The sequence below is a fragment of the Streptomyces sp. NPDC041713 genome (assembly GCF_055591085.1).
This window is the reverse complement of record NZ_JBVIZY010000008.1, coordinates 12,261-28,878: the sequence shown is the minus strand read 5'-3', so window position 1 is coordinate 28,878 and position 16,618 is coordinate 12,261. Positions and strand designations below refer to the sequence as shown.

Annotated in this window: 15 protein-coding genes and 1 tRNA gene; 6 read left to right on the top strand and 10 right to left on the bottom strand. The window is 72.3% G+C overall.

The genetic code is table 11. The features are described from left to right. The first annotated feature begins 63 nt into the window (after positions 1-63). Together ACZ6CV_RS24020 and ACZ6CV_RS24015 are read left to right on the top strand one after the other, a co-directional pair. Positions 64-621: a DUF2243 domain-containing protein gene (locus tag ACZ6CV_RS24020; protein ID WP_469252781.1), complete on the top strand. Its 558-nt coding sequence runs from the start codon at positions 64-66 to the stop codon at positions 619-621. Positions 622-638: 17 nt separating this feature from the next. Next, a complete protein-coding gene (locus ACZ6CV_RS24015) occupies positions 639-1,496 on the top strand; it encodes a cytochrome c oxidase assembly protein (protein WP_469252780.1) in 858 nt (285 codons plus the stop codon). Here the strand turns inward: ACZ6CV_RS24015 and ACZ6CV_RS24010 are convergent. Continuing rightward, complete coding sequence (locus ACZ6CV_RS24010; RefSeq protein WP_469252779.1) at positions 1,467-2,537, bottom strand: endonuclease/exonuclease/phosphatase family protein; 1,071 nt, start codon at positions 2,535-2,537, stop codon at positions 1,467-1,469. The two genes, ACZ6CV_RS24015 and ACZ6CV_RS24010, sit on opposite strands and share 30 nt — an antisense overlap. A gap of 310 nt (positions 2,538-2,847) precedes the next feature. On the opposite strand from ACZ6CV_RS24010, the gene ACZ6CV_RS24005 reads away from it, so the two are divergent. Beyond that, positions 2,848-3,108 (top strand): hydrolase, encoded by a 261-nt coding sequence (locus ACZ6CV_RS24005; protein ID WP_469252778.1) that lies wholly within the window; start codon positions 2,848-2,850, stop codon positions 3,106-3,108. A 96-nt stretch (positions 3,109-3,204) separates the two neighbouring features. On the opposite strand, the gene ACZ6CV_RS24000 is transcribed toward ACZ6CV_RS24005, so the two are convergent. Together ACZ6CV_RS24000 and ACZ6CV_RS23995 are read right to left on the bottom strand one after the other, a co-directional pair. Further along, entirely contained in the window at positions 3,205-3,669 is a 465-nt protein-coding gene (locus ACZ6CV_RS24000) for an SPW repeat protein (protein ID WP_355809756.1), read from the bottom strand. Between the two features lie 280 nt (positions 3,670-3,949). Beyond that, positions 3,950-4,813 (bottom strand): helix-turn-helix transcriptional regulator, encoded by an 864-nt coding sequence (locus ACZ6CV_RS23995; RefSeq protein ID WP_469252777.1) that lies wholly within the window; start codon positions 4,811-4,813, stop codon positions 3,950-3,952. Positions 4,814-4,863: 50 nt separating this feature from the next. Between ACZ6CV_RS23995 and ACZ6CV_RS23990 the strand changes: the two genes are divergently transcribed. After that, positions 4,864-5,304, top strand: coding sequence for a DUF2000 family protein (locus ACZ6CV_RS23990; RefSeq protein ID WP_469252776.1), 441 nt, complete (start codon positions 4,864-4,866; stop codon positions 5,302-5,304). A 59-nt stretch (positions 5,305-5,363) separates the two neighbouring features. Here ACZ6CV_RS23990 and ACZ6CV_RS23985 read toward each other — a convergent pair. Then, positions 5,364-5,437, bottom strand: a tRNA-Met gene (locus ACZ6CV_RS23985). Positions 5,438-5,524: 87 nt separating this feature from the next. Next, positions 5,525-6,577 (bottom strand): PI-PLC domain-containing protein, encoded by a 1,053-nt coding sequence (locus ACZ6CV_RS23980; protein WP_469252775.1) that lies wholly within the window; start codon positions 6,575-6,577, stop codon positions 5,525-5,527. A gap of 401 nt (positions 6,578-6,978) precedes the next feature. Here ACZ6CV_RS23980 and ACZ6CV_RS23975 point away from each other — a divergent pair, with 401 nt between their 5' ends. Together ACZ6CV_RS23975 and ACZ6CV_RS23970 are read left to right on the top strand one after the other, a co-directional pair. Continuing rightward, positions 6,979-8,121: a PQQ-dependent sugar dehydrogenase gene (locus ACZ6CV_RS23975; RefSeq protein WP_469252774.1), complete on the top strand. Its 1,143-nt coding sequence runs from the start codon at positions 6,979-6,981 to the stop codon at positions 8,119-8,121. Between the two features lie 276 nt (positions 8,122-8,397). Continuing rightward, positions 8,398-8,946, top strand: coding sequence for a hypothetical protein (locus tag ACZ6CV_RS23970; protein WP_362373695.1), 549 nt, complete (start codon positions 8,398-8,400; stop codon positions 8,944-8,946). 86 nt (positions 8,947-9,032) lie between these two features. Here ACZ6CV_RS23970 and ACZ6CV_RS23965 read toward each other — a convergent pair whose 3' ends face one another. From ACZ6CV_RS23965 to ACZ6CV_RS23945, 5 genes are all read right to left on the bottom strand, one after another. After that, positions 9,033-10,493, bottom strand: coding sequence for an APC family permease (locus ACZ6CV_RS23965; protein ID WP_469252773.1), 1,461 nt, complete (start codon positions 10,491-10,493; stop codon positions 9,033-9,035). Next, complete coding sequence (locus ACZ6CV_RS23960) at positions 10,490-12,058, bottom strand: GMC family oxidoreductase (RefSeq protein ID WP_469252772.1); 1,569 nt, start codon at positions 12,056-12,058, stop codon at positions 10,490-10,492. Before ACZ6CV_RS23960 ends, ACZ6CV_RS23965 begins: the two co-directional genes overlap by 4 nt. A gap of 28 nt (positions 12,059-12,086) precedes the next feature. Continuing rightward, positions 12,087-13,553, bottom strand: a complete 1,467-nt coding sequence (locus ACZ6CV_RS23955; protein WP_358709338.1) for an aldehyde dehydrogenase family protein — start codon at positions 13,551-13,553, stop codon at positions 12,087-12,089. A gap of 194 nt (positions 13,554-13,747) precedes the next feature. Continuing rightward, the gene (locus ACZ6CV_RS23950) at positions 13,748-14,755 is read right to left on the bottom strand and encodes an SDR family oxidoreductase (protein WP_469252771.1); all 1,008 of its coding nucleotides are present in this window, start codon (positions 14,753-14,755) and stop codon (positions 13,748-13,750) included. 53 nt (positions 14,756-14,808) lie between these two features. Then, positions 14,809-16,617, bottom strand: coding sequence for a glycoside hydrolase family 15 protein (locus tag ACZ6CV_RS23945; RefSeq protein WP_469252770.1), 1,809 nt, complete (start codon positions 16,615-16,617; stop codon positions 14,809-14,811). Position 16,618 lies beyond the last annotated feature (1 nt).

The window sequence follows — 16,618 nt, the reverse complement described above, 5'->3', positions numbered from 1 at the left end:
GGGCAGGGAACCTGCTCGTAAACGTGTTCCCCCGCGCACTCAGGTGCAGAAGTGGAGACGACCATGGCCACGACCACGGGTGAGGTTCACGCCCGGACCTCGTCACCGAGGAGCCTGCGACTGCCCGGCATCGTGCTCGGCGTGGGCATGGGCGGCTTTGTCGACGGCATCCTGCTGCATCAGCTGCTGCGCTGGCACCACATGCTGAGCAGCACCAATCAGGACCACATCGGCGTGAAGTACTACAACCCCCACACGGTCTCCGGGCTGCAGATGAACACCCTGTGGGACGGCGTCTTCCACACCGTGTGCTGGCTCGCGGTCCTGCTCGGCCTCGCGACGCTGTACTCGCGGGTCACCCGCAGCCGGCTGCGGGTCTGGGGCTCGCGGGTGCTGTGGGGCTGGATGCTCGTCGGCTGGGGGCTGTTCAACCTGGTCGAGGGCGTCCTCGACCACCACATCCTCGGGATCCACCACGTCTATGCCGGGGACGGCCAGGTCTGGTGGGACATCGGCTTCCTCGTCCTCGGCGCCCTGCTGGTGGCCGGCGGCTACCTGCTCCAGCGCGGCGGCACCTACGTCGACGCCGACGCGCCCGCCGGGCACCGGGACGGCCGGTGAGCCCGGTGGACCACCCCATGCCCGGCCACGAGATGCCCGGCCACGAGCACGCCACCGGCGGCGGCGTGCTGCCGGTGGCGCTGCCCGCGCTGGTCCTCTCGGCGGGCGCCGTCGGCTATCTGCTCCTCGCCCACCGGGCCCGTCGGCGCAACCCCGCGCTGGGCTGGTGCCCCTGGCGTACGGCGTGGTTCCTGACCGGGATCCTGCTGCTCGGCGTGGCGCTGCTGCCGCCCGTGGCGCCCTTCGCTCACGAGGACTTTCGCGGCCATATGGTCCAGCACATGCTCATCGGCATGTACGCGCCGTTGGCGCTCGTCCTCGGCGCGCCGGTCACCCTCCTGCTGCGCGTGCTGCCGGCGGCACGGGGGCGGCAGCTCACCGCCGTACTGCACAGTCCGCCCGCCCGTTTCCTCACGCGCCCCGCCGTCGCGCTGACGCTGTCCACGGGCAGCCTCGCCCTGCTCTACTTCACGCCGCTCTACGACGCGAGCACGACCCGGCCGGCGGGTCACTGGCTGCTGCACGCGCACTTCCTGCTGGCCGGCTGCCTCTTCGCCCATGTCATCGCGGGCCCCGACCCCGCCCCGGCCCGGCCGAGCGCGCGTGCGCGGCTCCTCTGTCTCGGGGTCGCGATCGCCGGGCACGCGGTGGTCTCCCAGCTGATGTACGGCGGCTTCTGGGTCCACGTCCACGCGCCCATCGTCCAGGTGCAGGGCGGGGCGGAGATCATGTACTACGGCGGTGACATCGCCGAACTGCTCCTGGCCGCCGCCCTGGTCGCCACCTGGCGGCCCGAGCGCGCACGCCGCACCACGAGCCGTGTCGTCGCCCCGGCCGGCGGCGGCTCAGCCGGTGCGCTCCTGGGCCGGCAGTAGGGCGAGCGTGGCGACGACCGCCCGGTGATCCGTTCCCGGCACGGCCCGTTCGCCGACCGAGACGCCCGCCAGGCCGGAGCCGTGCACGACGTGGTCGAGCTGGACCAGTGGCGGCAGCAGCGTCCCGCCGGCGGGCCAGGTGCGGGCCCAGCCGCGGCCGAGTTCCGCGTGGGTGTCGGTGAGGTGGCCGCCGCCGAGCAGATCGCGCAGGGGCGCGTGGTCGACGGTGGCGTTGAAGTCGCCCAGGAACACCGTGTCGGGGCCGGCCGCGCGGGCGGCGGAGGTGAGGGCGGTCATGTCCCGGTTCCACCGCTCGGCGTCACCGAGGGGGTAGTAGGTGTGCACGGCCACCAGGCGCACCGTGCGTCCGCCGACGGTGACCCGCGCGGTGGTCTGGGGCCAGGCCGTGTCGGCCTTCAGCTCGCCGCCGTGGGTCAGCGGGAGCCGTGAGTAGAGCGAGGAGTCGTTCTCCGGGTGCAGTTCCTGGTACGGCAGTGCCTTGTCCAGGCCGGCCTCGGCGAGCGCGGTGATTCCGGCGGCGGGCAGCTCCTGCACGGCCAGGACGTCGATCCGCTCCTCCCGCACCAGCCGGACCACCGCCCGCACGTCCGCCGCGCCGACGTGGGTGTTGAGGGTGGCCACGCGCAGCTCGGGGGCGTGCGCCGGTATGTGCGGCCGGTCGTCCGGGACGAACCGCGGTACCAGCAGCGCCAGATGGACGGCCGCGAGCAGCGCGGCGACGGCGCCCCGCCGCATGGAGCGCAGCGCCGGGACCGCCACGACGGTGCCGAGGACGACCAGGCTGAGCACCCCGGCGTAGGGCAGGAGGACCACCGGCACGGCGAGCGGCGTACCCGCGTCGAGCCCCGTCAGCCGTACGACGGGCAGGACGCACAGCATCCCGAGTAGGACGGCGCAGCTGCCCCGCCCCCACCGGCGCCACCGACTCCCTCGGCTCCCCCGGCTCCCCCGGCTCCCCCGGCGACGGTCGCCCGCCTGCTCCCCGCCCGCGCGGCCGCCGTCCACCGCGGTGTCCGTCATCCCTGGCCGTCCTCTCCGTCAGGATCCGTCAGAAGCGCGGACGGCGGTCAGGGACGACGTCGATGATCGCTCCGGCTCCTCGGGGAGGAGGACGACCACGGTTGACCTGCGGTTGCGCGCGACATCCCGATCGCGGGGCCCACCATGGGGCCATGGAACCGCTCCTGGACCGCCTCCCGGCCGACTTCTGGACCGTCCCGTACGCCGGGGCACGCCATCCTGGTGCTGCCGCCGTGACGGAGCGTCCCGGCCTGGCGGCGGGCGCGAACTGCCAACTGTTCGCCTACGGGGTGCTGGACCGCAGGGGCTGGTGCCCCCGCCCCTGCGGTCCAGCGAGCTGTGGGACGACACGGAGTCCACCGTCCGCGTTCCGGTGCCCGAGCCGCTCGACCTCCTGCTCTTCAACGGCTCCGCCGACGCCTACGGCGCGCACGTCGGCGTGTGGGCGGGCGACGACGCGGTCCTTCATCTCTGCGCGGAGGTCGGCCGCCCGGCCGTGTGGAGCCTGGCCGACTTCGCGGGCCGTACGCGGTACCGGGTCCTGCTGGGCGCTAAGCGCGTCTCCGGGTGACCTGACGGGCCGGCTCCGGTGAGCACAGCCTGCACGACGTGCACGCAGACGGGCCCCCGGCGCCGCAGCGCCGAGGGCCCGTTCCGCTCCGGCCGGTCAGCCGGGACCCGCGCGGTACATGCCCCGCTTGCTGCCCCGGCTCGCGCCGGCCTCACCCTGGCGGGCCGCCGCGCTGGCGGCCAGGGCGAGCAGCAGAGCGACGCCACCGGCGATGACGTTGCTGACCACGGTCCTCGTGGTGCTGACGTCACCCGCCACGACCCAGGGCGCGACGATCGTCCAGACGCCCAGCGCACAGGCGGCCCACGCCATGCTGTGCGTGCGGTCGTAGGCACGGCCGAAGCCACCGCTCATCAGCAGGGCGTACGCGATGCCGACGATGAGGTTGGTGACCGTCAGCCGCGTCAGGCCTTCGAAGCCGACGATCCAGGGCGACGCGGCCAGGTAGAGCCCCGTGAGGAAGGCCAACGTGTCGATGGCCTGCACTTTCGGCGAGCTCGCCGCACGCTCGGCACTCTCGTGACGGGCGCGGATGTCGGCGATGTCCGGGTGCGTTTCCATGGACGGGGACATGGGAGACGTTGTCACTGCGTCCACCTCCAGTAGGTGGTTCTTGGGATGCGGACAGGGCCGCGGCGACGACGTCGCGCGGCCGGACCAGGACTCGGGGCGGTGGCAGCACCGATGTGGCTGCCGGAGTTCCGGGCCGAGTCGGACGGTGTCCGTCCCGCTCGGCCGGAGGGGCTCACGTCGCTTCTTCGAAGCGACGGGCCTTGAGATGGAGTTGCTCGGCGGAGCCCGCTGCGGCGTCGGCTCCGTCCTATCCCGAGAATACTGCGCATCACCCGTCTTGTCGTATGGCGGCCGCGTCACCCGTGGGGCCGACGGGGCGGGTCGCGGCACGCCTGCCACCGCGGCCACCGGCGTAGCGGCCGGGCGGTATCCCCACGACCCGCTTGAAGTGCCGGCTCAGATGTGCCTGGTCGTAGAAGCCGACCTCGGTCGCCACCTCCGTGGGCGGCCGGCCGTCGAGGAGCAGCCGGCGGGCGCGTTCGACCCTGCGGGCCATCAGGTACTGATGCGGGGCGATGCCGAAGGCGGCGCTGAACGCGCGCACGAGATGGCTGGGGTGCGCGTGGACCTGCTCCGCCGCCTCGTCCAGGGTGACGCCGCTCAGCAGCCGCTCGTCGAGCAGCTCCCGCAGGCTGTGCGCCACACCGCCGCCGGGCCGAGGGCCCGGCACGGAGAGCCGGGGCCGCAGGTGGCCGCGGAGTCGTTCGCCGACCAGGGCGAGCCTGCTCTCGGCCTCCAGCTCGTCGCCGCGCCGGGCGAGGGCCGTGTGCAGCTGCCCGATGCGGCGGCGCAGCAGCGGGTCGGCGATGTCGGGGGCGTCCACGGCCGGGCCGATGAGGCTCTCGTCGAGCAGCGGCGCGTCCAGGTAGAGGACCCGCTTGCGGAAGCCGTGCGCGGTGGCCGGGGAGCCGTTGTGCGGCACCTGCGGCGGCAGCAGCGAGACGGTGTCCCGCGGGGTGCCGCGTTCGCGCCGGTTCAGGTCGTAGCGGACCGCGCCGTCGTCGACGATCAGCAGCGTCCACACGTCGTGGACGTGCATCGGGTACGCGTGCTCGGTGAAGTGCGCGTGGAAGACCTCCACGACGCCCGGGACCTGCGGGCGCCACGCGGAGACCTCCTGCGGTGACGGCATGCAAAGAACGTACAAGACGCGCGGGCGGTGCGATCGGCAGCCTGGTACGCATGACGACCGACACCACGCAGAGCACGCCCGTACGTTTCGACACCAAGATCGCAGTGGTGCTGCGCGAGGACCTGGAGACCTGGCAGCGGCTGAATGTCACCGCGTTCCTCGTCAGCGGCCTCGGCACGCGGGTCCCCGAGGTGATCGGCGAGCCGTACGCCGACGCCGACGACACCCCGTACCTGCCGATGTTCCGCCAGCCGGTCATGGTCTTCGAGGGCACGAAGGAGGCGGTGACGGCGGCGCACGGCCGCGCGCTGGGCCGCGACCTGCCCCGGGCGGTCTTCACCTCCGACCTCTTCACCACCGGGAACGACGCCGACAACCGCGCGGCGGTACGGGCCGTGCCGGCCGGCCGGCTGGATCTGGTCGGGGTCGCCGTGTACGGGCCGCGCAACGCGGTCGACAAGGTGATGAAGGGGTCCCGCATGCACCCCTGAGAGCACCGCACATACAGCAGGGCCCGGATCCTCGAGGGATCCGGGCCCTGCTGTCGCAGTAGCGGGGACAGGATTTGAACCTGCGACCTCTGGGTTATGAGCCCAGCGAGCTACCGAGCTGCTCCACCCCGCGTCGGTGAACCCAACAGTACGCCATCGCGAGGGGTGCCGATGACCAGGTGCGGAGGGAGCGGCCCGGCCGGGTGCGGGAGCCGGGCGCTCAGCTCCCGAAGGGGACGTCGTCCGTGGTGGCCATGCGGCGGGTGTCGGCGTGATCGCCGACGAACGCCTGGATGTGCGCGAGGGCCCGCCGCGCGGACGAGTCGTCCTTGCCGCAGCCCCGGATGCCGGAGACGCCGTCGGGGTAGCAGGACGCCCGGTGGCCGTAGATCAGCCCGTCGGCGTCGCCGCCGGTGTCCGACAGGAGACGGCGGGTCGCCTCGTCGTCGCCCGCGGCGGTCGTCCAGCCGAAGACGCGGGCGATGTCGCCCCGGTCCCGTGCGGCCGCGCCGAGGCGCAGCTGGTCGGTCACCTTGTTCAGCACGGTCGGCAGGCCGAGGTCGAACAGGCCCTTGTCCATGACCCGTTGGTTGTGCGCGACGGCTCCGCCGTGCTCGCCGAACTGGCTCTCGACGTCCGCGGCATCCCCGCTGATGTCCACGCCTTCGAGGTGGTTGAGGCCCCGGCTGACGTCCTTCCAGCCGGCCCCGCCCGCGGTGCCGTAGAAGCCGTACAGGACGCGCACTCCGGCGCTCTCCAGCTTGGTGCGGGCCAGGTCGCGCAGGGCGGCGACGGAGCAGTGGCGCGTGGCGGTGTCGCCGCTGTCGCAGTGATCGGGGTTCTTGATGTCCAGCCAGACGAACCCGACGTTCTTGCCGGCCCTGCGCTGCTGCGCGATCCGGTCGAACATGTCGGCCATGGTGTCGCCGGCGCTGGTGGGGAGCCCGTCGTGATCGGCCCACCAGCCCTTCTTCCAGGCGGTGGCGTCGATCTCCATCGCGTTGGCCCCGTGGTCGAGGGCCTTGTTCACGCCGTCGACGGTCAGGACGCGGTGGGCGATGGCCCAGACCGGACGCTTTGCCTTCGACTCGGCCGCGTCCGCGGGTGCGGTGGTGTTCGCGGGGGCGGTGGTGTTCGCGGGGGCGGTCCTGGTGCTGCCGGTCGGTGCGGCGCCGGCCGGGGCGGCGGCCAGGCCCGTCATCGCCAGGGCGCCACAGGCGACGCCGAGCGTCGCGGCTCGAGCGGTCGAGCTGGTGCGGGCTCGAGGTATCACGGTTGTCTCCCCATCCGTTCCTGTGCGCTCCCTCCGGGTGCGTCGCCGCTCGGCGCGGCACCACGGGCGGGAGCGGGCCGGGCGCTTGCTCGCGCACCCGACCCCAGCTGCCCCACCTGCCCATCCCGTCCCAGGTGAAACGCCCGACGAGCAGGTACGGGGCGCTACGGATCCGTCAGCCAGAAGCACCACGGACCAGGGGGCGCCGCCGAACTCCCTTGGATGCACCGGCTCTTGGTCTATACCAGCCATCGCTCCCCCAGTATTCTCGTCCTGCGCCGGCAGCACACCATTCCCACCTCCCCCCACCCGGGTTGCACGCCGGCGCGGGCGACACCACCCCGCACTTCCCCCAGCAGCCGGGTGAACTCCCCCCGTTCGCCGCCTCCAGGAGGATCACGGTGAAAGTTCGCACCAGAAGCTCGGCGATCGTCGGCGCCCTCTGCCTCGTCGCCTCCCTCGCCCTGACCACGGCGTCCGCCGACGAGCCCGCGGCCCAACACCGGCCGGCGAAGGTCGCGCTGACCAAGGTGGCCATGGCCAATAACCCGTCCGCCGGAACCGCCGGCCCCGGCGGCACGGTCTGGATCGCCGAACGCGCGGGCACCGTACGGGTCCTGGGCAAGCAAGGACTCGGCGAGCCCGTCCTCGACATCTCCGCCGAGACCACCACCGACGGCGAACGCGGCCTGCTCGGCGTCGCGTTCGACGACGACTTCGCGCACTTCTACATCTCGTTCACGAACCTCGAAGGCACCAGCACCGTGGACGAGTTCGCCGTACGGAAGGGCAAGATCCAGCCGGCCACCCGGCGCACCGTCCTCACCCAGACGCAGCCGTACTCCAACCACAACGGCGGCGACATCAAGTTCGGCCCCGACGGCTACCTCTACATCGCGCTCGGCGACGGCGGTTCGGGCGGTGACCCGCACGGCAACGGGCAGAACCTCGGCACCCTGCTCGGCAAGCTGCTGCGCATCGACCCGAGCGGCGGCAAGCCGTACGCGATCCCGCCGGACAACCCGTTCGTGGACGACCCGAAGGCCAGGCCCGAGATCTGGGCGTACGGGCTGCGCAACCCGTGGCGGTTCTCCTTCGACGCGGGCACGGGCGACCTGCTCATCGGCGACGTCGGCCAGAGCGCGTGGGAGGAGATCGACTGGGCCCCGGCGCGCAGCCGGGGCGGCGAGAACTACGGCTGGTCCCAGATGGAGGGCACGCACCCGTTCCGTGACGGCACCGAGCCCGCCGACCACGTGCCGCCGGTCCACGAGTACGACCGCACCGGCCTGGGCTGCTCGGTGACCGGCGGATTCGTCTACCGGGGCAAGACCATTCCGGCGCTCAGGGGTCAGTACGTCTACAGCGACTACTGCGACGGCACCCTGCGCACGCTCCGGTTGAAGGACGGCAAGGTGACCGGCGTGAGCGATCTCGGGGTCAACGGCGGCGAGGTCGTCTCGTTCGTGCAGGGCGGCCACCGCGAGCTGTACGTGCTCGACATCGGGGGCAGCGTCTACCGCGTCGATCCCGCGGCGGCGTAAGGGCTCGGCGAAGCCGTAGTCAAGGGTCGCCCACGTACGCGGGCGACCCGCACCACCCCTGCCGAGGGATCCCGCACGGAGGCGGCGCAACGCTTTGCCTCCATTTTCCTTTTCTCCGTACAACCTTTATCCGATTCCCCCGTTCGGATTTTCCCGAGGAAAATACCCGGAATTCGGGAACTGACCCGGCGCCGACGCTGTCTTAACCGGCGTCATCGGCACCATCGACCGCACCCTTTGTGCGGGACCGAGATAAACGGGGAAGGCTCCACTCACATGAACGCTCGCGCTCCTCACACCACGCGCACCTCTCGCACCTCCCGCAAGCGCACCGTCCTGTTCGCCGCCACCGCCGCCGCGGCCGCCCTCTCGGTCGCCGTCGTCACGCCCGCGCTGGCCGGGACGTCGTCGCACCCGGCGACGACCGCCCACAGCGCGGCCGCCGCGCCCGCCGCCAAGACGGGCGACCCGCGCAGCACCACCGACCGCGTCGCCAACTTCTACGGCGCCTACATCGACTCCGTATGGGCGAACGAGGACCCGGCGGCGGGCGGCCAGGCCAAGGCATTGCGCGCTTTCTACTTGAGCGCCGCAGCACAGAAGAAGGTCGCCGCGTTCGAGGAGAAGGAACACGCCGACGGAATTCTGTTCGCGCAGAACGTGCCGGTGAAGTGGAAAGTCACCTACACGGGTTCCGGCGCCGGCCACGCCACCTCTCTGGTGACGCTCACCTGGAGCGACGGCCCGAGCGCCGAGGTCAGCAAGATCAAGGTCCAGTCGGACCTCAGGACCCAGAAGATCACCGACCTCGCACCCGCGGAGTAACCCGCGATTCCCGGGGGTCCCAGGCCCGCGGTACGGGTCTGGGACCCCCGGGACGCGTTCCCCGGGCCGCCCCCGGGTGACGAGCTCTAGTCCGGCACCGCGTTGCCCGAAGGGGCGTCGCTGCGGCCGTAGTGGTGGGTGGTGAACATGTACACCAGGCCCGCGCCGATCACGACACCGCCGCTCAGGAGCACGATCCAGTTGTCGTACCAAGGGGCCTCGGGAGTGCGCGGCCAGGCGATGTTGACGATCGCGAAGATGCCGTACGCGAGCGCCCCGATGTTGACCGCCATGCCCCACCGCCCGAGCCGGTACTCGCCGCTCGGCTTCCAGCCCTTGAGGCGGGCCCGCAGCGCGGCCAGGACGACCATCTGGAACGCCGCGTAGATGCCGAGGATCGCGAAGGACACGATCTTCGTCAGGGCGTCCGTGGAGATCAGCGAGCCGAAGGCGATCAGTGCGGGCAGGACCGCGGCGAGCAGCAGCGCGTACGGCGGGACCGCGCGGGCCTCGGAGAACTTCCGCAGCAGCCGGTGCCCGACGATCATCTCGTCGCGGGCGTAGGAGTAGATCAGCCGGCCCGCGGCGGCCTGCAGGCTGATCGTGCAGGACAGGAAGGAGATGAGGACGACGGCCATCACGGTGCGCGCGCCCGCCTCGCCGAGGGCGTCGAAGAGGACGTTGACCACCGGGTCGGTGTCCTTGCCCGAGATCACCGCCCGGTAGTCGACGACGGAGAGGAGCAGCGTCAGACAGGTGAACGTCGCCGCGATCCCGCCGACGTAGATGGTGCGGCGCATCGCCTTGGGGATCACCGTGCCGGGATGCTTGACCTCTTCGGCGACGTCGCCGCACGCCTCGAAGCCGTAGTACTGGTAGAAGCCGATGATCGCCGCGCCGAGGAAGACGGGCAGGTAGGAGCTGTCGCCGGCCGCGCCGTAGTCGTCGAAGAGGACGCCGAGGCCGTGGAAGCGGTGGGTGGTGAGCAGGATGACGCCGACGACCAGCGCGCCGAGCAGCTCCGCGCTGAAGCCGATCAGCGCCGCCCAGGAAAGGGCCTTCGTACCGGCGTAGTTGATGAGGACGCCGATGACGATCAGCGCGACCGTGCAGAGCACGGTGGTGTGCACGGTGGGCCGGAAGCCGAGCAGGATCGCGATGTAGGGGCCCGCGCCGTAGGCGACGCTGGTGATCGTGACGAGCAGCGCCCACATGTAGACCCAGCCGGTCATCCACGCCCAGCGCACGCCCCACAGCCGGCGCGCCCACGGATAGACGCCGCCCGCGACCGGGTACTGCGCGACGACCTCGCCGAAGACCAGGGCGACGAGGAACTGCCCGCAGCCCGCCATCACGAAGGCCCAGATCATCGGCGGGCCGCCGTCGGCGAGCGCCGTGCCGAAGAGGGTGTACGTGCTCACCACCGGCGAGAGGTAGGTGAACCCGAGGGCGAAGTTCGCCCAGGGGCCCATCTCCTTGCGGAACTCCGACTTCTCCTCGCCGGGCGCCGCGTCCGCGGTGCCGTCCGGCGTGCCGGGAACGGTCACTGGATCCCCCCTTCCGCGGCCAGCGGCTCGGGGGCCGGCCGGGCGCTGATGAGGTCGGCCGCGCGCTCGGCCACGAGCAGCACGGTGACCATCGGGTTGATGGTCGGCATGGTCGGGAAGACCGACGCGTCGACGATGCGCAGCCCGTCGTGCCCGCGCAGCCGCAACTGCGGGTCGACGACCGCCATCGGGTCGTCCTCGGCCCCCATCCGGCAGGTTCCCGCCGGGTGGTAGACGGTGTGCGCGGCGCGGCGCCCGTACTCCGAGAGGTCCTCGTCCGACTGGACGTCGGGGCCCGGCGCCACCTCGCGCAGCAGCCAGTCGCTGAACGGGGCGGTGGCGGCCACCTCGCGGGCGATCTTCAGGCCGTCGACGATGGTGCGCTCGTCGTGTCCCTCCGGGTCGGTGAAGTAGCGGAAGTCCAGGGCGGGTTTGTCCGCCGGGTCCGCGCTGCGCAGCCACATCCGGCCGGTGGACCGGGCGCGCGGCACGTTCGGTGTCATGCAGACGCCGTGCTCGGGGACCGGGTAGCCGAGCCGTTCGGTGTTGACGGTGAACGGCACTTGGTAGAAGTGGAACATCAGGTCGGGGCGCGGTCCGCCGTCCGCGTCGCGGCGCAGGAAGAGTCCGGCGTCGGAGTCCATGGCGGAGTTGGGCGGCAGCGGTCCGCGGGTCTCCCACACGATCACCGACTCGGGGTGGTCGAGGAGGTTCTCGCCCACCCCCGGCAGATTCGCATTGACCTCGATGCCCACGTCCCGCAAGTGATCGGCGGGGCCGATGCCGGAGAGCATGAGCAGCCGTGGCGTGTCGATGGCGCCGGCGCAGAGCAGCACCTCCGCCTCGGCCTCCAGGGTCGACTCCGAGCCGTCGGGGTTGCGCACCTGCACCCGAGTGAAGCGGCCCTCCTCGTCGCGCAACAGCCGGTACGCCCACGTCTCCAGACGGAGCGTCAGGTTGGGGCGGTCCATGATCGGGTGGAGGTAGGCGACCGACGCGGAGGAGCGCTTGTTGGTCTCCGGGTCGTAGGCGAGGGAGAAGAACCCGGCGCCGTCGGTGAAGGGACGGGCGTTGAAGTCCTCGACGACCGGGACGCCGAGCCGCGCGGTGGCCGCCGCGACGAAGTCCTGGGCGATCGGGTTACGGTCGGCCGCGCCGACCGGCACGATGTTGTTCTGCAGTCTCGTCCGGTACGCCAGGATCGTTTCCGGATCCCATCCTTCGCAGCCCATCCGCACCCACTCCTCGAGGTCCTGCGGGAACGGCAGGAAGCTGATGAGGGTGTTGTGCGAGGAGCAGCCGCCGAGCACGCGCGCCCGGGAGTGCAGGATGTGGGAGTTGCCGCGGGGCTGCTCCTCGGTGGTGTAGCCGTAGTCGAACTCGCCGCCGAGCAGGTTGATCCAGTTGCGCAGCCGCAGGATGCGGTCGTCGCCGACGTCGCTCGGTCCGCCCTCCACCACGCACACCCGGCAGCCGGGGTCCTCGCTCAGCCGGGCCGCCAGTACGGAGCCCGCCGTACCGCCGCCGATGATCACGTAGTCGTAGGTGGTCGTCTCGTCGCGCATGCGTCGCCCTCTCTCTCGCCCTGCCCGCTCAGCCCTGGAACCAGCCGCCGGGAGCCGGCCTCAGGTTCTGGTAGATGTGCTTGGCCTCCTGGTACTCGCGCAGGCCGGTGGGCCCGAGCTCCCGGCCGAAGCCGGAGCGGCCGAAGCCGCCCCACTCGGCCTGCGGCACGTAGGGGTGGAAGTCGTTGATCCAGACGGTGCCGTGCCGCAGCGCGGCCGCGACCCGCTGGGCGCGGCTCGCGTCGTTGGTCCAGAGGCCGCCGGCCAGGCCGTAGCGCGTGTCGTTGGCGAGTTCGACGGCCTCCTCCTCGGTACGGAAACGTTCCACCGTGACCACCGGGCCGAAGACCTCCTCCTGGACGATGCGCATGGAGCGGTCGCAGTCGGCGTAGATGGTGGGCAGCAGGAAGAAGCCGCGGGACAGCTCGGGGTCGTCGGGGCGGCGGCCGCCGCAGACGAGCCGGGCGCCGTCGTCCCGGGCGATCTCCAGATAGCTCTCGACCTTCTCGCGGTGCTCCGCGGAGCTGAGCGGGCCGCTCTCGGTCTGCGGGTCGAGGCCGTTGCCGAGCCGGATGGCGCTCGCGCGTTCGGCGAGGCGCTCCACGAACCGGTCGTGCAGGGAGTCCTCGACGATGAGCCGGGAGCCGGCCGAGCAGACCTGTCCGGAGTGGAGGAACGAGGCCTCCAGCGCGTGGTCGACGGCGGTCTCGAAGTCGCAGTCGGCGAAGACGACGTTGGGGTTCTTGCCGCCGAGTTCCAGCGCCATGTTCTTCACGCCGGGCGCGCAGGCCTCCATGATGCGGCGGCCGGTGGCCAGCCCGCCGGTGAAGGAGACCAGGTCCACCTCGGGGTGGGCGGACATGGCCGCGCCGACGGTGGCGCCCGGGCCGAGCACCAGGTTGGCGGAGCCCGCGGGGGCGCCCGCCTCGGCGATGAGCCGCATCATGTGGATCGTGGAGAGCGGCGTCGTCTCGCTGGGCTTGAGCACGAAGGTGTTGCCCGCGGCCAGGGCCGGGGCGACCTTCCAGGAGGCCTGCAGCAGCGGGTAGTTCCACGGTGCGATGAGCGCGCAGACCCCGATGGGGTGGTAGGTGACCCGGCTGAGCACGTCGGGGCCGACGTCCACGACGCGGCCGCCGTCCTTGTCGGCGATCTCACCGAAGTAGCGGAACGCGTTCGAGACGTCCTCGACGTCGATCCGTGCCTCGGCGAGCGTCTTGCCGGTGTCCAGGGACTCGACGTGGGCGATCTCCTCCTGGTCGCGCAGCAGGAACCGGGCCACTCTCAGCAGCACGTCCGCCCGCTCCCGGGTGGGCGCCCCCGACCAGTCGCCGCGGTCGAAGGCGCGCCGGGCGGCCTGGACGGCGTGATCGACGTCCGTCTCGTCGGCGTCGTCGACCTGCTGGATGACGGAGGCGTCGTACGGGTTGACCACATCCCGCCGCGCTCCCTGGACGGCTCCGGTCCACTCCCCGTCGACGAACAGTTCCGGCATCGTGGGCTCCCTCGCTCTGGTACCTGTACGGTGCCGAGGTCACCCACCGGCACGCACGCCGGGCACCAACATCGTCGGGTCGGCGCGCACCGGCCGCCGGGACGCACCGGGCGGGCGAGGGTTGGGGGGCAGATTGGACCTGGTTGGGCTAGGGCCTCACGTGTGGATCGGGCCGGGCTCGTGGGGCGCGGGCGTCACCGCCGCCGGGTGCGGCCCGCGAGGGCTCCGCCCGCCGCGACGACGGCGGCCGCGCCGAGGGCGGAGAGCAGCCGGGCGTGGTGGGAGGCCCACAGCTGCGGGCTGCGGTCGTGGGCGCGCGCGTCGAAGGCGCCGTGCGCTCCGTGGTCGTCGGCGCCGGCCTTGTCGACGGGTTCCCACAGGTTGCCGGGGCGCTCCGGTACGTGCTCGTCGGTCTGCTGGGAGTCGTAGCCGGTGCGGGCGAGGTAGCGGTCGAGGAGGGGGGCCGCGAACTTCTGCGCGAGGATCGTGCCGACGGTGCTGGCGCCCACCCAGTACTGCTTGCGCCGGGGGTGGTCGGCGGCGAACGCGATGGCGCGGGCGGCCACTTCCGGCTGGTAGATCGGGGGGACGGGCTGCGGGTGGCGGGGCAGCCGGGAGAGGACCCAGGAGAACTGGGGGGTGTTCACGGCGGGCAGCTGGACGACGGTGACGCGCACGTTGCTGTGCTGGTGCAGCAGTTCGCAGCGCAACGATTCCGTGAAGCCGTTGATGGCGTGCTTGGCGCCGCAGTAGGCGGACTGCAGGGGGATGCTCCTCGCCCCCAGCGCCGAGCCGACCTGCACGATCGTGCCGCGGTCCCGGGACTTCATCCGGTCGAGCGCCACCATCGTGCCGTGCACGTAGCCGAGGTAGGTCACCTCGGTCACCCGGCGGAACTCGTCCGCCCCGATCTCGTCGAACGGCGCGAACACCGAGGTGAACGCCACGTTGATCCAGACGTCGATGGGTCCGAACCGCTCCTCGGCCCGGGTGGCCGCCGCCTCGACCGCCGCGTGGTCGGCCGTGTCGGTGGGGATCGCCAGTGCCGTGCCGCCGGCCTCCTCGACGTCGCGGACGGCGTCCCGCAGCCCCGCCTCTCCCCTGGCGAGCAGAACGACGTTGTCGCCCCGCCGGCCGAAGTGCTGGGCGGTGGCGCGGCCGACGCCTGCGCTCGCGCCGGTGATCACTACGTTCTGGGGCATCGCGGTGACGGTCCTTTCAGGTGGTTCCGGGGGGAGGCGGTGGTGCGGGTTGGTCACACGGGCCGGCGCTGGGATCGGGGCAGCGGGTCCTCGGTGAGGCGCCCTGCGCACTCCAGGAGCAGGGCGTGGACGAAGGCCTGCGGGAGGTTGCCGCGCAGTTGGCGCTGGATGATGTCGTACTCCTCGGAGAACAGCCCGGGCGGTCCGCAGGCCGCCCGGTTCCGCTCGAAGAGGCGCAGAGCGCGGTCGGTGTGGCCCTGCTGGTGCTCGGCCAGCGCCATCATGAACCCGCACAGCAGGAACGCGCCCTCGGCCTCGCCCAGGGGGCGCCGGTCGTGCCGGAAGCGGTAGACGTACTCGTCGCGGACCAGTTCCTGCCGTACGGCGCGCAGGGTGGCGAGGGTGCGGGGATCGTCGGCCGGCAGCGCGCCGCGGACCGGTGGCAGCAGCAGCGCCGCGTCGACGCCGGGGTCGTCCGGGGACCGCTTCCAGTGGCCGTCGGGGTGCAGGCAGGTGCGGGACGTCTCGGCGAGGATGGCGTCCGCGAGCGAGGTGAGGCGGGCGACCTGGCGGCCGGCGCCGGGCAGTCCGGCGATCGCGCGCAGCCCGGCGACGCAGCTGAGCCGGGAGTGCGTCCAGGGCCGGTCGTCGATCTCCCAGATGCCCGCGTCGGGCCTGTTCCACAGCTGTTCGACGGCGCTGACGCCGGTCTGCACGGCGCGCCATCCGTCGGAGTCGAGTCGGTCCACGTGGCCCGCTGCGGCGAGGAGTTGGAGGGCCTCGCCGAACGCGTCGAGCTGGAACTGCTGGTTGACCCAGTTGCCGATCTTGTCGGTGCCGCCGGGGTAGCCGGGCAGGTCCAGGGTCTGTTCGGAGGGCACCGGGCCGCCGGTGACGGTGTAGGCGGGTTTGAGCTCCGGGCCGTCCTGCAGGAACCGGCCCGCGACGAAGCCGACGGCGGAGTCGAGGAGGCCGGTGGCGCCGGCTCCGGCCGCGGCGATGCCCGCGTAGCACTGGTCGCGGATCCACGCGTAGCGGTAGTCGTAGTTGCGCCCGGCGCCGGAGCGTTCGGGCAGGCACATGGTGGCGGCGGCGACCATCCCGCCACCGCTGCTGGTGAGGCCGCGCAGGACGGCGAGGGCGTGGTGCGCGTCGCGGGTGGCGAGGGTCTCCGGCGGCTTGGGGCAGGCCCGCGCCCAGGAGGCCTCGGTGGCGGCCCACGCCGTGTCGGCGTCCACCGGGTCGCCGGGGAGAGTGTGCGGCGAGAGTTCGAGGACGAAGTCGTGGTGGCCGCCCAAGGGCACGGTCAGCTCGAAGGTGAGCAGTTCGCCGTTGCCGTCCGGGTCACGGCTCGTCCGCGCCGCTGCGGCGCCGGTCCAGCGCCAGTGCAGCGGCCCGGTCTTGCCCGTCCATACCCCGTCGTGCTGCCGGATGTGGCTGCTGCTGTCGCCGCCGAACGCGCCACGGGGTTCGAGTACGACCCTGACCCGTGCCGGACAGTCGGTGGCGAGCACCCGGCGCAGCAGCACGACGCGCTCGGGCTCGCCGGGGAAGGCCAGGGCCTCCCGGCATTCGACGGGTCCCTCGCCGGTGATGAAGCGGCTGCGCCAGATCAGGCTGCCGGTCTCGTAGAACCCTCCCCAGACGTGCCGGGGGTCGAGCGGGGTGACGGCGTAGGTTCCGCTGCCCCCGACGAGCGAGGAGAAGACGGCGTCGGAGTCCCAGCGGGGCGCGCACATCCAGGAGATGTCCCCGTGCGGTCCGATCAGGGCGCCCCGTTCGCCGTCGGCCAGCAGCGCGTACTCGCGCAGTACGTGCGGAAGGAACTCCGGGCCGGTGTCGCTCGTGTTCGGCGTCGGCATG

Excerpts from the sequence above, each read along its gene's own strand:
- ACZ6CV_RS23945 (WP_469252770.1), bottom strand. The coding sequence starts at position 16,617 with ATGCCGACGCCGAACACGAGCGACACCGGCCCGGAGTTCCTTCCGCAC.
- ACZ6CV_RS24000 (WP_355809756.1), bottom strand. The coding sequence starts at position 3,669 with ATGGAAACGCACCCGGACATCGCCGACATCCGCGCCCGTCACGAGAGT.
- ACZ6CV_RS23960 (WP_469252772.1), bottom strand. The coding sequence starts at position 12,058 with ATGCGCGACGAGACGACCACCTACGACTACGTGATCATCGGCGGCGGT.
- ACZ6CV_RS23990 (WP_469252776.1), top strand. The coding sequence starts at position 4,864 with ATGACGACCGACACCACGCAGAGCACGCCCGTACGTTTCGACACCAAG.
- ACZ6CV_RS23995 (WP_469252777.1), bottom strand. The coding sequence starts at position 4,813 with ATGCCGTCACCGCAGGAGGTCTCCGCGTGGCGCCCGCAGGTCCCGGGC.
- ACZ6CV_RS23955 (WP_358709338.1), bottom strand. The coding sequence starts at position 13,553 with ATGCCGGAACTGTTCGTCGACGGGGAGTGGACCGGAGCCGTCCAGGGA.
- ACZ6CV_RS23950 (WP_469252771.1), bottom strand. The coding sequence starts at position 14,755 with ATGCCCCAGAACGTAGTGATCACCGGCGCGAGCGCAGGCGTCGGCCGC.
- ACZ6CV_RS23970 (WP_362373695.1), top strand. The coding sequence starts at position 8,398 with ATGAACGCTCGCGCTCCTCACACCACGCGCACCTCTCGCACCTCCCGC.
- ACZ6CV_RS24010 (WP_469252779.1), bottom strand. The coding sequence starts at position 2,537 with ATGACGGACACCGCGGTGGACGGCGGCCGCGCGGGCGGGGAGCAGGCG.
- ACZ6CV_RS24015 (WP_469252780.1), top strand. The coding sequence starts at position 639 with ATGCCCGGCCACGAGATGCCCGGCCACGAGCACGCCACCGGCGGCGGC.
- ACZ6CV_RS24020 (WP_469252781.1), top strand. The coding sequence starts at position 64 with ATGGCCACGACCACGGGTGAGGTTCACGCCCGGACCTCGTCACCGAGG.